Annotated in this window: 12 protein-coding genes and 2 pseudogenes; 10 read left to right on the top strand and 4 right to left on the bottom strand. The window is 46.8% G+C overall.

Features of this window, described 5'->3' with window-relative positions:
* Nucleotides 1-111: 111 nt before the first annotated feature.
* From FB479_RS22420 to FB479_RS22395, 6 genes are all read left to right on the top strand, one after another.
* A complete protein-coding gene (locus tag FB479_RS22420; RefSeq protein WP_142066764.1) occupies nt 112-1,857 on the top strand; it encodes a peptide-binding protein in 1,746 nt (581 codons plus the stop codon).
* A gap of 85 nt (nt 1,858-1,942) precedes the next feature.
* Nucleotides 1,943-2,914, top strand: a complete 972-nt coding sequence (locus tag FB479_RS22415) for an ABC transporter permease (protein ID WP_142066763.1) — start codon at nt 1,943-1,945, stop codon at nt 2,912-2,914.
* Nucleotides 2,911-3,891 carry an ABC transporter permease gene (locus tag FB479_RS22410; protein WP_106657114.1) on the top strand — a complete coding sequence of 327 codons (981 nt, stop codon included), beginning with the start codon at nt 2,911-2,913 and terminating at the stop codon, nt 3,889-3,891. The genes FB479_RS22415 and FB479_RS22410 overlap by 4 nt, the downstream gene beginning before the upstream one ends.
* Nucleotides 3,867-4,913: an ABC transporter ATP-binding protein gene (locus FB479_RS22405; protein ID WP_142066762.1), complete on the top strand. Its 1,047-nt coding sequence runs from the start codon at nt 3,867-3,869 to the stop codon at nt 4,911-4,913. Before FB479_RS22410 ends, FB479_RS22405 begins: the two co-directional genes overlap by 25 nt.
* The gene (locus FB479_RS22400; RefSeq protein WP_142066761.1) at nt 4,910-5,884 is read left to right on the top strand and encodes an ABC transporter ATP-binding protein; all 975 of its coding nucleotides are present in this window, start codon (nt 4,910-4,912) and stop codon (nt 5,882-5,884) included. Before FB479_RS22405 ends, FB479_RS22400 begins: the two co-directional genes overlap by 4 nt.
* A 261-nt stretch (nt 5,885-6,145) precedes the next feature.
* Nucleotides 6,146-7,231, top strand: coding sequence for a DUF5050 domain-containing protein (locus tag FB479_RS22395; protein WP_142066760.1), 1,086 nt, complete (start codon nt 6,146-6,148; stop codon nt 7,229-7,231).
* Nucleotides 7,232-7,273: 42 nt separating this feature from the next.
* Here the strand turns inward: FB479_RS22395 and FB479_RS22390 are convergent.
* Nucleotides 7,274-7,898: pseudogene (locus FB479_RS22390) on the bottom strand (hypothetical protein).
* A gap of 505 nt (nt 7,899-8,403) precedes the next feature.
* Here FB479_RS22390 and FB479_RS22385 point away from each other — a divergent pair.
* Together FB479_RS22385 and FB479_RS22380 are read left to right on the top strand one after the other, a co-directional pair.
* Entirely contained in the window at nt 8,404-9,234 is an 831-nt protein-coding gene (locus tag FB479_RS22385) for a hypothetical protein (RefSeq protein WP_106657119.1), read from the top strand.
* 12 nt (nt 9,235-9,246) lie between these two features.
* A complete protein-coding gene (locus FB479_RS22380; RefSeq protein WP_007723975.1) occupies nt 9,247-9,429 on the top strand; it encodes a hypothetical protein in 183 nt (60 codons plus the stop codon).
* 75 nt (nt 9,430-9,504) lie between these two features.
* Here FB479_RS22380 and FB479_RS22375 read toward each other — a convergent pair whose 3' ends face one another.
* Complete coding sequence (locus tag FB479_RS22375) at nt 9,505-10,800, bottom strand: MFS transporter (RefSeq protein WP_106657120.1); 1,296 nt, start codon at nt 10,798-10,800, stop codon at nt 9,505-9,507.
* 192 nt (nt 10,801-10,992) lie between these two features.
* Between FB479_RS22375 and FB479_RS22370 the strand changes: the two genes are divergently transcribed.
* The gene (locus FB479_RS22370; protein ID WP_106657121.1) at nt 10,993-11,949 is read left to right on the top strand and encodes a carbon-nitrogen hydrolase family protein; all 957 of its coding nucleotides are present in this window, start codon (nt 10,993-10,995) and stop codon (nt 11,947-11,949) included.
* Nucleotides 11,950-12,105: 156 nt separating this feature from the next.
* Here the strand turns inward: FB479_RS22370 and FB479_RS22365 are convergent.
* A pseudogene (locus tag FB479_RS22365) lies at nt 12,106-12,422 on the bottom strand (aminotransferase class I/II-fold pyridoxal phosphate-dependent enzyme); the annotation flags it as partial.
* Between the two features lie 327 nt (nt 12,423-12,749).
* Between FB479_RS22365 and FB479_RS22360 the strand changes: the two are divergent.
* Nucleotides 12,750-13,259, top strand: coding sequence for a DUF2165 family protein (locus tag FB479_RS22360; protein WP_106657122.1), 510 nt, complete (start codon nt 12,750-12,752; stop codon nt 13,257-13,259).
* Nucleotides 13,260-13,297: 38 nt separating this feature from the next.
* On the opposite strand, the gene FB479_RS22355 is transcribed toward FB479_RS22360, so the two are convergent.
* Complete coding sequence (locus FB479_RS22355) at nt 13,298-14,155, bottom strand: SDR family NAD(P)-dependent oxidoreductase (RefSeq protein WP_106657123.1); 858 nt, start codon at nt 14,153-14,155, stop codon at nt 13,298-13,300.
* Nucleotides 14,156-14,272: the final 117 nt, after the last annotated feature.

Genomic DNA, 14,272 nt, shown 5'->3' with positions numbered 1-14,272 from the left:
GGAAAATATTTTCAAATAACAGAAAATTATTTAATATTAAAAAGACAAGTCTTGGGATGTATTGCCCATTATGGAAAAGGCTTGAAATCATGTGGAAGAGGGGGAAATGATTTGAAAAAAGGGAAAGGTTGGTTGAAGCCGTTAGCGTTGCTCTCGTTAACCGGCGCGCTGTTGGTCGGGTGCTCAAGCGGGAACAACGCTTCGCCAGGAACTGCAACACCCGCACCAACAAAAAAACCGGTGGAGCAGGTGGCTCCTCAGGCGACCAGTACGGATGATGAGAAACCAATAGACGGTGGAACGTTTACGCATTCTACGACGTCTGACATCGTCACGATCAATCCGATTTTCGGAAATGACACGGCATCCGGCGACGTGATGGAGTACACCCAGGCGTATTTGTACAATCGAAATCCATCTTTTGATTTAGCTGTTTACCCTTGGTCCCTTGCAGCTGAGTTGCCGAAAATAAGCGAGGATGGCCTCACCTATACAATCAAGATGAAGAATCATGCAAAATGGTCCGATGGAACGCCAATTACGGCTGACGACTTGATTTATACCATTAATGCCATCAAAAATCCTGAGACTGGATCACCAGAAATTACGAAATACGACAAAGTTAAAGAGATGAAAAAACTGGATGATTACACCGTAGAAATCAAATTGACTCAATTGTACGCTCCATTTGCTTTTGGATTAATGCAAAAGTTGGCACCAGCCCACGTGTTGAAAGACGTACCGTTTAAAGAATTGCAAGCACATCCTTACGGAAAAGATCCAGCCAAGACACCTACTTCCGGACCGTACAAATGGTCAGAATGGAAACAAAAGGAATTCCATGTCCTAGATGCTAACCCAAATTACTGGGGTGAAAAGAAGCCGCATATCCAAAAGGTTGTGTACAAAATCTATGCGGATCAAAACACACAAGTACAGGCTCTGATGAAAGGCGACGTTGACTTGGTAGATTCTATTCCTGTCACGCAGCTCGAAGCGGTGAAGGCGAAAGGAAATATCAACATTTCGACGGAGCCAGGTCCTAGCTATGAATACTTTGCTTTCAACTTCGACAAGAAGAACTTCCCGAACAATTACGGGTTGTTTGAAGGTCAAAAAACGCGTCAGGCCATCGCTCACGCAATCAATCGTCAAGGTATTATCGACAATATCTTGAAAGGAACCGGAAAAATTATGGATGCACCGTTCCTGCCAGGTACATGGGCAGACCCGGGCGATGCAGCAGTCCATTACGAATATAGTGCAGAGAAAGCAAAACAATTGCTGAAAGAAGACGGATGGGTAGCCGGGACAGATGGAATCCTTGCCAAAGACGGCAATCGCTTCTCCTTTGAATTCATTTTCAACTCGGGGAACAGTCGTCGTGAACAGGCAGCAGTTGTTATTCAGCAAAACCTGAAAGAGGTCGGAATTGAAGCGAAGCCAAAAGCATTAGACTTCTCGGCTCTTGTCGATCAGTATGCCAACCCTGGTAAATTCCAGGTTCTGCTGCTCGGATGGCAATTGTCTGATCCAGATCCGGATGGCATTTCTACTTTCGGGAAAAAGGCATTCCCGCCTGGCAACAACGCTGGCTGGTACGACAATCCGAAGCTGGATGCGCTCTGGGAAAAAGCGGTATCCACGGTTAAACAAGAGGAGCGTGCAGCGATCTATAAAGAAGTCGGAAAAGAAATCTCGACGAACCTGCCATACGTATTCATGTATCAGTACGGAACGCCACGAGGCATGACTTCTCGCGTCAAATATAAGGATGAGTTTAAACCAGTATCCATGATTCCATATGGGGAGACCTTTGGCTTCCTGAACTGGTGGATCGACGATACCAAAAAATAAGCTCGGCTGGTAGCGGTTAGCAATAGGAAAAGGGGGAAGGGCAGCCTTATGTCCCTTCCCCTTTCAAACGAAAGGAGGATGCTGATTGACTGAATATTTAGTACGCCGCGTACTACAAGCCGTGCTTGTTTTATTTTTGATCACAGTGGTTTCGTTCGGACTTATGCATGCAGCACCCGGAGGACCGCTAAAAGTCATGCTTTCACCGGGAATGTCTCCTGAAGCACAGCTCATCCAAATGAAAAATATGGGGTTGGATCAGCCAGTCCATATTCAATACATGAAATGGGTCGGTAATTTGCTGCAAGGAGATTTGGGCCATACCTTTAAAAATAACGTTCCTGTTGGCGATATATTGTGGCCAACGGTCTGGAATACGTTTGTGCTCATGTCTGTAGCGTGGGGACTTTCCATGCTGATCGCCATCCCCTGGGGGATCTACAACAGCACAAAACAATACGGCCTATCTGACCAAATCGCCTCCATCGTTGCCTATCTCGGATTCGCGATGCCGACCTTCTGGTTTGGGATTATGCTACAACAGTATTTCGCGATGCAGTTGAATCTGCTCCCACTATCTGACATGTACACGATGGGGAAAGAGGGACAAGTAAGCGACCTCATTTTGCACTTGATTCTACCTGTTACGGTGTTAACACTGGTGAACATTGCAGCCTATGTCAAATATACGCGCGCCAGTATGCTGGAGGTTTTGGAGCAGGATTATATTCGGACGGCTCGTGCTAAAGGGATGAAGGAAAGACGCGTTATTTTCCGCCATGCTCTGCGGAACGCACTAATTCCTGTTGTGACGATCATCGGATTGGATTTGCCGACTCTGGTAGCAGGTGCAGCATTGACAGAGAGTGTATTTAACTGGCCTGGCATGGGGCGTCTGTTTGTAGAAATGGCTGTAGCCCGTGAATATTCTGTGTTGATGTCGATCACGTTGCTGATTTCGCTGATGGTGATTATCGGAAACCTGCTAGCCGATTTAATCTACGCACTGGTTGATCCACGTGTGCAGCTTGGACGCAAAGGAGGCAGGGCAGCATGAGTCAAGTACAGCTTCAAGATGACACTGTTGTTGAAACGAATCGACCGGGTGGACAGCTTCCGACGAATCCTGTTGGCCAAAAGCCCCCTGGACTCTGGACAACCGCGGGCAAAAAATTCATGCGCAATCCGTATGCCGTTGGTGGCTTGATCGTGCTCCTATTTTTTATTGGGATCGCTGTGTTTGCCGATTGGGTTGCGCCGCATGATCCAGCAAAGGTCGATTTTATGATTACCAACCTGCCTCCTGGAACAGAAGGGTATGTGCTCGGAACAGACGAGCTCGGTCGTGATATCTTATCCCGCCTCATTCATAGCAGCCGGGTGTCCATGCTAGTCGGCTTCAGCGTTGCTTTTGCTGCGGTTGTCATCGGGACGCTGATTGGAGCGATTTCTGGCTATTTCGGCGGCTGGATTGATACCTGCTTCATGCGTCTCGTGGACGTGATGAACTCCATTCCGAGTTTGTTCTTTAACATTCTGGTTCTGGCTCTCTTCGGAGCGGAATTTATCTACATGATCCTGATTTTGTCACTGACGAGCTGGACAAGTGTGGCACGTCTGGTGCGCGGGCAGTTCTTGCAGCTACGGGAAATGCAGTATGTGGAAGCAGCAAGAGCGATCGGCGTTTCGCACTGGGGCATTATTACGCGTCACCTGATTCGCAATGCAATGGCTCCGATTATTGTGTACGCAACTCTCATGGTTGGTTCGGCCATTTTGTCAGAGTCAGGTCTCTCTTATTTAGGCTTGGGGATTCAACCACCTGAAACAAGCTGGGGATTAATGCTGAGCAAGGCGCAGGAATTCATGCTGGTCGATCCTTTGCAAGCACTTTATCCTGGTCTTTGTATTTTGCTCGTGGTGCTAGCGGTTAACTTCGTCGGAGACGGCATCCGCGATGCATTCGACCCACGGAAGAAAAAGAAGAACCCGAAAAGGAGGCTGAACAAGTGGAACGCAACATCCTCGAAATAAAAAATTTGACCACTTGCTTCTTTACGGATGACGGCACGGTCAAGGCCACGGATCGAGTGAGCATCAACGTTGGCAAAGGACAGACGGTGTGCTTGGTAGGGGAATCCGGCAGCGGGAAGAGTGTGACGTCACTTGCGGTCATGCGACTGATTGATTATGCGGGCGGATTTATTCAGAGTGGGAACGTCATGTTTCACGGTCAGGATCTGGCGGCAAAGGACTTGGATGAAATGATGCACATTCGCGGAAACAAAATCGCGATGATTTTCCAAGACCCGATGTCGGCTCTCAATCCGGTGTTTACGGTAGGCGATCAAATTGCGGAGAGCTTGATGCTGCATCAAAATATGAGCCAGGCAGATGCGTTCAAAAAAGCGATCGAAATGCTTCGCCTGGTTGGGATTCCGGCGCCGGAAGTACGAGTGAAGCAGTATCCGCACGAAATGTCCGGAGGAATGTGCCAGCGTGTTGTCATCGCGATGGCCTTGGCCTGCAACCCGGAAATGCTGATAGCAGATGAGCCAACTACTGCTCTTGATGTAACGGTTCAAGCGCAAATTTTGGATTTGCTCAGACGGCTGCAAAAGGAATTGGGCATGTCGATTTTACTGATCACCCATGACATGGGGGTAGCAGCAGAGATGGCGGATCGTATCGCGGTGATGTATGCAGGAACGATTGTGGAGGAGGGAACGGTCGAACGGATCTTTGACGAGCCCCGGCATCCTTACACGATTGGCTTGCTGCAGTCCATTCCCGGATTTGAAGGGGAGCGCGGTGGTGAACTGTACACCATCCAAGGCACCATCCCGAGCATTACCCAATTGCCGACGGGCTGCCGTTTTCACCCGCGTTGTCCGCATGCGATTGACAAATGCCGAAAAGAGGAACCCATCTTGCGCGAGGTGGTTACGGGACAACAAGTGGCTTGCTGGTTGAACGAAGATGTCAGCAATCACTTCAGAAGAAATCAGCGTGCCAATTCAGTCGCTGGAAGCAAAGCAGAGGTGAACCCCCAATGAACCGGGAATATTTGATCGAAGCAAAAGATATCAAAAAGTATTTTCCGATTAAGGCAGGCTTGTTGAGTCGTGTCGTCGGTCATGTAAAAGCGGTAGATGATGTATCATTCGGAATTCGGCCAGGGGAGACATTTGGGCTCGTAGGAGAATCCGGCTGCGGGAAGTCGACGCTGGGGCGTGTCGTGCTGAATTTGCAAAGGGCGACGAGTGGAGAAGTCTTGTTTGATGGAACCAATATTCATCAAGTGAACAGACAAGAGAATTTGAAGCTGAGACGGGATATGCAGATTATATTCCAAGACCCGTTTGGTTCGTTGAATCCACGATTTTTGGTTAGTGATATTATTGGAGAGCCGTTACGGGTTCATCTGCGTGCGTCTGCAAAGGAAATAGATGATCGCGTAGTCGAGCTGATGAGTCTGGTGGGACTTGATCCTTCGAGGCGGAATCGGTACCCGCATGAGTTTTCCGGGGGACAGCGGCAACGGATCGGTATTGCGCGGTCGATTGCACTCTCACCACGGTTTATTGTGGCGGATGAAGCTGTTTCTGCGCTGGATGTGTCTGTACAGTCACAGGTTTTGAACCTGATGATGAAATTACAAAAAGAGATGGGGCTGACCTATCTATTTATCGCGCATGGTCTGAATGTGGTACGCCATATTTCTGATCGGGTAGGCGTGATGTACTTGGGGAAAATGGTGGAGATTGCACGAACGGATGACTTGTTTGCACAGCCACTGCATCCGTATACGTCGGCATTGTTGTCGGCGATTCCGAAGCCTACTCCGCATAGGCGACAAGAGCGGATCGTCCTGCAAGGGGATGTACCATCTCCGGCTAATCCGCCGTCAGGTTGTCGTTTTCATCCTCGTTGTCCAATGGCGCAGGAGAGATGCAGCAAGGAGATTCCCGAGCTTATAGAGGTTGGACAGGATCGGCAGGTCGCGTGTCATTTCCCTTTAGCATAGAGACAGAGAGAGAGCCACCTATGATGGGTGGCTTCTTCTCTTCTCAAAATAACTCGATAACGGTAATTCTGACATATTGCCGCCACGAGGTTACATTGTTCAAATGTATTAGTATTTTCTGTATATATTTTTGGAAAAAATCCATATAATGGTATACAAAAGCGGATTCGTTTTGGTACATATCAATCAGTGTTTGCCGGATTGTATAGGAATGGGGGATATCTCCACTGTGTCTATAGTAGGCTATGAACGGGAGGGTGCATGGTGCAACATAAAGGGAAATGGATGATCACCATTGCGATGGCAGTATGTCTGATTGTGGTCTTTGGTTTTGGCAATCAACAAACAATGGCGACTGCGCCAACCAAAAAGCCAGTGATAAATGTCTTGGGCAGCGATCCAGTCAATATCAATTCAGATCGAAGCTTTGTCACCGTGCAAGGAGAGTGGATTTTTTATAACAACGATGGCTTATACAAAATCAAAAAGGATGGAAGCTCTCTTCAAAAGTTGAGCAGTGATTGGGCCGATAATTTGAATGTTGTAGGTGACTGGATTTACTATACGCGCAATAAGCCTATGAAAGAAATCTATCAGCTAGAGATGCCCCATTTCGATATCAATGATACGTATGAAGATGTGACGGAGCTCATGAAAATCAAGACAGACGGCAGTTCGAAAACAGTCATCAAAAGTGGAAGCCTTGCGGAAGGGGATCGCAATAACGTATATAGATTGTATGTAGTGGGAGATATCATCTACTACGCAGATGGTTATGGTCCTTTGTACAGGATGGACACGAACGGCAAAAATCAAAAGAAGCTGCTTGATCAGTTTGAGGAATTTTATTTCTATCAGGATTGGATTTTCTACACCAATGAGAGTCGTCAACTATACAAAATGAAGCGGAATGGAACGCAGAAAAAGGTCGTAAGCAAAGACACAGGGCTGACCCTTGTCGGTCTGTCTGGTGATTTCATTTACTACACAAAATGGGTCAACGATAATGGAGTCGTCGATGTTTACAAAATCGGACTAACGGATGGAAAGACTGCTCTCGTCAAGAAAGGATTGCCTCCAGCAGAGAATCCGATCATTATTGCTGGGAAGTATCTATACTACATCTCAGAAATAAAAGGGGTACACACGGTAGGCCGAATGAATATGACGGACGGCAAGACAACCCCGCTGTATCCATTAGGCAGCAATTCCAATCAATCGATAAACATCGGGGGAGAGTTCATCTTTTTTTACGAATATCAAGCTTCCGATCATGAAAAAAAAGATGTATTCAAAGTGAAAATGGGCGAAAACAAAGTAGAGAAGGTAACCTCAAAGGCGAAATAAGGATAAGAGCCACCCCTAGATGGGTGGCTCTATTGTTATGGGCTATTTCCTCGGGGCATGAAGCTGACTTCTTTTTCTTTCCCACTTCTTGTATATGAGCACGGAGCCAAACAAGAAAGTCGAAGCGATGAGCGCACTCACGGGCAGTGTGACAATCACCCACGAATCAATCGCAAAGTAGAGCAATGTACCGACTGTCACTGATATGGTTAACATCATTCCGAGCTTGAAGGCCATCTTGCCGTTGAACATCGGCTTGTGAAAAGATTCATATACAACGACGAGTATGGGCGGAATAGCTGCTAACTGTGGGTAACCAGCCATCCAACATAAACCGATCCAAACGAAAGTCAAAATCAAGAACACGAGCATATACTGATACGGTATCTTCACTTTCTTCTCCAGACCGCCATTCAGTTTGGAGGCGAGAACGCCGAGCCTGATGAGAAAGGAAAAAATGACGACGGAGAGCCACAAAAATTTTAGAAGGCTGCCTGATCCATCCCGGTTCTCGATATACCCAAATGCCTATCGCCATCGCTGCTATTTCAGGTAGAATGACTTCGGGATCATCGAGTATGACGGAAGCCGCTACCATGAGCAAGATAAGCGCTATGGCAATGATATAGGAAAGAATGGTTTCATTCTTCGATATCACTGAATTCATTCTGACTAACTCCTTTTCGTTTGGATTATCCTTTTTTGTTGCAAGGAATGTGGAAGGTTATTGTGTCAATGGGTGCAACATTGTTTGTAACAAAACCGTCACTAACAGTGGAAAAGCAGCACCCAGAAGAGGGGTCTAAACAAAATCAGAACGGCATAAGGTATGGGGTATTGCCTAGACGGCTGAAGGTCATGATGATCATTTCGTGTTTGATAGAGGTGAAAAATGGGCAGACCAATAAAGGAGCGTTTCGTTACGAAGTACACCCAGTATACCGATAGGGGGAATTCGCAATTGTTGAGTTCATTTAAACCACTAAAGAGAATCGAAGAAAACAGCAAGATTGTACAGCAGACGATACAGTACATAGGTAATCAAAAAGTCAGTACGATTACGATAGAGACGCCTAAAAAACTACCTAAATGTAGGTAGTTTTTTCCTATTTGTAGAATCCAAATATAATGTTAAAATAATGTAAAACTTTACCAGAAGGAGAGGTTCACAGGTGCTAAAGAATCTTGTGCAGAGCAATGTAAAAATTGTTTTTTCTGTTCTTGGCATCTTGTTCGTTCTGGTCTCATGGCTCGTATTTGAATTGTTAAAAGGTTTGCTGCCAGATTTGATAGCAGTCATACATAAGTGGATGTTTCAACCGATCGAATGGCTGTTTATCCTAGCACCGCCACCTGAGGAAAACAAACTAGCTTCATTAGGCTCTGTTCTAGGTTTGTCTATCTTGTATTCCGCCATTTTGGCAGGAATGGTATTCATCGTTTTGTTCATCTGCAACAAGATTAGAGGGAACGATATCGAGTTTCAGATGGAAGTGAAATATTGTGAGAAAGAATTGGCCAATGCGATTTACAGTTTGGATGGAAGTGGTCAGTCATCAGCTATTATTAATGCGAATGCGATCACGTTTATGAAGGCATTTGAAATGGAAGTAAAGACGATTTATGGATTGAAGCCGGACGAGCTATGCTGTTATTGGATCGTACCTACGAATAATGACAAGCAGTTTGAAGTGTTTTACTTAACCGAGTTGAAAGATTTTGAAACAGTACGTACGCTGCTACTGTCTTCCATGCTTCAAGAGGATTGTAGAATTGCCGATAAACAAGTAAAGGGACGCATTCAAAACACGGATATTGAACAATTTGCGATTGTAAAAAATTTTGGCAAGTTCAGGCTTGGATTCGCGGTCGCTGTTTACAAGAATGACACATTTACTCCCGAAAATATGCAGGAGTTCGAGCGGTTGACTACGTATATGTTATTATTAGGATTTGTTACCAAGTTTGTGAATAAGGTCAAAACCTTAAAGAGAGCTAGTTAGGAGTGGGATACGATGAAATTAGCTGAGTTCTTCGCGAAAAGAGGCAACGAAACTGCTGTTTACTCGAAAAATCTCTCTTCCAAGAAGAAGATTCCCAACAGCAAATTTACTCCTGGCTTCGCTAGCTTGAAACAGATTGTAGATGAACATAGTCCGAATGAGCGGCATGATAATAAAGTGGTTGGAGGAAAATGACACTGCCTGTGAGCAGTGTTATTTTTTGTTTCGGGGTACTTGGGATAGAGGAAAAGCCACCTGCTGAGGGTGGCTTTAGTTTTGGGAGATCTCTACACTGTGTTTGCTCTTCCTGTGGGACCATATCAGGACAGGGACCAACAACAGCGATAAAGCGCCTCCGGCAAGGGAAAGTGTTGCGTAGCTGGCATTGGCGACGACCATACCAGACAGGGCTCCACCGGATGCACCAGCCAAGGCAATCAAGACATCAACCGTTCCCTGCGTTTTCGCACGAGTGGCGGGCTGCGTTGCATCCACGATGAGCGCTGTGCCGCTAATTAATCCAAAATTCCAGCCCAGTCCGAGCAGCACAAGAGCGGTAATGAGTAGCGGCATCGAATCGGCTGGCGCAAAAGCAGCAAGCAGGCTGGCCGCAAGCAGTATGACACCTGAAGCATAGGCCATTGTGGAGCGACCGATCTTGTCAACGAGTACCCCCGTCAAGAGCGAGGGAAGGTACATCGCACCGATATGAAAACCGATGACGATACCTACTTCAGAGAGACCATGTCCGTGGTGCTTCATATGTACAGGCGTCATCGTCATAATGGCAACCATGACAATCTGCGTCAAAATCATGACGGTGGCTCCCACGATGATTCCCCGGTTGTTGCTTGCAAGCTGATTCTCATTTAGACAGGATGACGAGTTCTGATCCACCTGCTGCGCTTCGGCGATTGCTTTCGAAACGATGAACGGGTCCGGGCGAAGCAACACCCAAAATACGAGACCAGCGAGGATAAAGGCTGCCGCACCCAAGATGAAAGGACCAGCCAGTGCGGGGACACCGATGGATGTAGCGAATCGTCCCATGACTTCCACCAGGTTTGGTCCTGCAACGGCCCCGAATGTAGTGGAGACCATGGCAATACTCACGGCAGTCGCTCGCTGTTTAGGCTTTGCCAAGTCTGTGCCTGCATAGCGGGCCTGCAGGTTAGTAGCGGTGCCAGCCCCATACAAAATTAAGGAAGCAAACAGAAGGACAATACTGTTTGCGACGGCTGCGATAACCACCCCAATTGCGCCAATACCTCCGGCCAAGAATCCGCTAGCGAGACCCAAACGGCGTCCAAAGCGTTGAGAGAGTCGACCCACCAGCAAGGCAGCGACAGCAGAGCCAAGCGTGAGCAATGCGGAAGGGATGCCTGCGAGACTTTCCGAACCGAGCATATCCTGAGCGAGGAGAGCCCCTACGGTGACACCTGCCGCAAGTCCTGCACCGCCGAAAATTTGTGAGATGACTACAATCCAGAGCGTTCGTTTGTATAATCTTTGCTGTTTATCTGGGGAGTCGATGTAGTTTTGTAAATATTCAGGTTTGAGTGACATCTGATCCACCTTTCGTGTGGAAATGACTGGGGAATTTGCATTCAGTATAGTATTGGCGACGGGTAAACACAAGGAGAATCCTGTTTAGGAAACACTTTGCAAAAGAAAAAACACCGCAGTAGGGAAGACCCTTGGATACACCGAATAGTAGGAGAACAAGCGAATTTCTCTAGGAGAGCAGGGGAGGTCAATATGTCTAATCCGCAACAAAACGTTCGAGTTGCTGTTGTTCAAGCTGCTTCTGTCATCATGGATCTTGAGGCAAGTACGGAAAAGGCTGTTTCACTGACACTGGAAGCAGGAGAAAAAGGAGCGAAAATCGTTGTTTTTCCCGAAGCTTTTATCCCGGCGTATCCGAGAGGCCTTACTTTTGGGACAAAAGTAGGCAGTCGTTCCCATGAGGGTCGTAAAGACTGGTTTCGTTATTGGGACAATTCCATTGTCGTCCCGAGTGAAGAGACAGACAAGCTCGGGGAGGCAGCACGCAAAGCTGGCGTGTATCTCGTCATTGGTGTGATCGAGAGAGACAATGAAAACAGCGGCGGCACCTTATATTGTTCCGTCTTATTTTTTGGACCTGATGGTGAGTTGCTCGGCGTGCATCGCAAGCTGAAGCCGACTGCATCCGAACGGTTGATTTGGGGCGAAGGGGACGGAAGTACTTTGCCGGTATTTGATACTCCGTACGGTAAGATCGGGGCTCTAATTTGTTGGGAGAATTATATGCCGTTAGCGCGAGCAGCGATGTATGCAAAAGGCGTTCAAATCTACATCGCACCAACAGCAGACGCGAGGGATGCATGGCAAGCGACTATCCGCCATATCGCACTGGAAGGCAGATGCTTCGTCTTATCGAGCAATCAGTACGTAACAAAAGATATGTATCCGACTGATTTGGCTTGCTACGACGATCTGGCTTCTTCGCCAGACGAGATGAGCAGAGGTGGAAGTGCGATTGTGGGGCCGTTGGGTGACTATATCGTCGAGCCTGTTTTTGGTCGGGAGGAGATTCTCTATGCTGATCTGGACATTCGCGATATCGCTTATAGCCAATTCGATTTTGATGTCGTTGGACATTACTCGCGACCGGATGTTTTTACGTTGTTGGTGAATGAAGAGAAAAAAGAGAATGTGAAGTGGATGAAGTAAGTCCTTTTGTAAAATGCAGAAGACCTCCATTGCTTGGTAAAAAGCGGTGGAGGTCTTACTTAGTTTGCTGTAGTGGAGGAGAAGTTTGGAAGGAGACCGCCCGAACGTAGAGAGGATACAGGCGATTGGAAAACATGTGGCAGGGCTTCCCCCGACCACAGCTTCCACAAGCAAATCTCTTCTGTACTGCAAATGCATACGCAATCGCTCTAAATGCGGCAGGAAGTTATCGGAATGCAAAAACTGGGCCGCGATTTTTTGTGGCACCACGCTCAGGCCAAAATCCATTTGTTGGCGGGCATCAGCCAAACGTTCGACAACGGAATGAGGCGCCACCATCCACCGACTCGTAAACTGGATGCAGCCATTTTGGAAAAGGAACCAATATAGACTACGGAGCCAAGCTGATCCAATGATTTGAGTGGTAGTAGAGGCTTGCCGTCATTGGAAGTCAGACTGAAAGGATCGTCCTCAGGCTTCCAAATGATAATCACAACCTTGCACATATTCGTTGTTTGTTATATGGGGGAATCCATTTCATCATAACATTGTTAAGAAAAACACATGTGACAAAACCGTTCCAAACTGTTGAACATGGATGGGTAAAAAAATCATGAATTGGATGGTTCCATTTCCGAATAAGTATGATTAGGTTTCCATCTAGTGGAGATGAATACTCGTGATGAAAATAGATAGATTTTTCTTGCAAAGAGAAAGGGGGTGTCAATCCGATCGAGAATGAGTAAAGACAGTATATGGGAATAGGGGTAAAGAAGAAGGGAAAAGAGGCGTGATCATCATTGAGTAATTTAACGTTACGGTATTTGAAGGTTTTGGTCGTAGCCTTATCCGCAGCATTTGGGACGTCCATTTTCTTAGGGAATCTTATGGACTACCATTCCAATTATCAATTTGTCCAACATGTTCTGTCCATGGATACCACGTTTGAGGGGAACGCACTTATGTGGCGAGCGATTACTGATCCGACTGCTCACACCATTGCTTATATCGGAATCATTATTGCGGAAGGGCTATTCTCACTTTTTGGGTGGATCGCGGCTGGAAATATGCTGCGTAATGTAAAGAAGGATGCAAAAACGTTCAATAACTCGAAAACATTCGCATACATCGCTTACATGGTCGCTTTTTGCATCTGGTTTTTCGGATTTGCGATTGTGGGCGCAGAGTGGTTCGCCATGTGGCAATCACAAGTATGGAATGGTCAGCAGGTAGCGTTTAATATTACAGAGGTGATGATTGGATTCGTTATCTTGGTTTCCTTGCGAGATCGAGAAATAGCCGATATGTAAAACAAGAGCCACGTTCTTTGGAGAGCGTGGCTTTTATGTTACATATGCGAAGGAATCACGAATGTCGGGTTATGCTGGTTCAAGATATCTTCCATTCGCTGACGCACAGTCTCTTTATACGATAGATCTGGCAGAATGTAAAAGCGATTGCTCTTGATCGCCAGGAAGGTGTGATCAGCTACTTCTTTCGGAGAGATTCCTTGCTCGACACCTGAACGAATGAACTGGTCGATAGCGGTAGTCATCGGTGAAGGTTCCGCGATATCTTCTGGTTTGCTGTACTCGGCTGGACGATTGCGATGGGCGTCACATATTTGCGTCTGAACAAAGCCGGGGCATAAAACGGAAACACCGATTTTAGATTGGATTATTTTCAATTCGTGGTAGAGGGTTTCCGACAGACTGACCAACGCATGCTTGCTTACACGATAAATGCTATTCCCAGGTCCGGATTCAAGGCCAGCGAGAGAGGCTGTGTTCACGATGTGGCATTCTGTCCCTTGTTCTACCATCATGGGTACAAAAATCCGTGTAGCGTGAATGGCTCCCCACAAGTTCACATTCATGACCCACTGCCAATCAGCAAGGGTGCTTTGCCAGATTGTCGAGCCTGCGCCAACCCCTGCATTGTTGAACAATAGATGGACAGCACCGAACGCATCTAGCGTTTTTTGTGCAAGCATCTGGATATCTTTTTCTTTGCTTACGTCCGTTACGACAGCGAGGACAGTTGCTCCTGCCGCCTGTAACTCCTGCTCTACTCTTTGGAGCGCCGCTACTTCCACATCGGCAAGGACAACCTTCATCTGCTCTTCAGCACAGCGCGTTGCCAATGCACGTCCGATACCGCTGGCAGCTCCGGTAATGACCGCTACTTTGTTTTCAAACTGATTCATGATAAGCCTCCTCTTTAAAATGCAGACAATATAAAATATTGTTTTGATTATAATAGACAAATCATAAAAATGTCTATTTTTATTTGTGCGCGAGTGTAATCGATGATACTGTGAGGG

This window comes from Brevibacillus sp. AG162 (assembly GCF_006715575.1).
Lineage (GTDB): Bacteria > Bacillota > Bacilli > Brevibacillales > Brevibacillaceae > Brevibacillus > Brevibacillus brevis.
The sequence above is the reverse complement of the archived record's forward strand: the minus strand, read 5'-3'. Positions and strand labels throughout refer to the sequence as shown.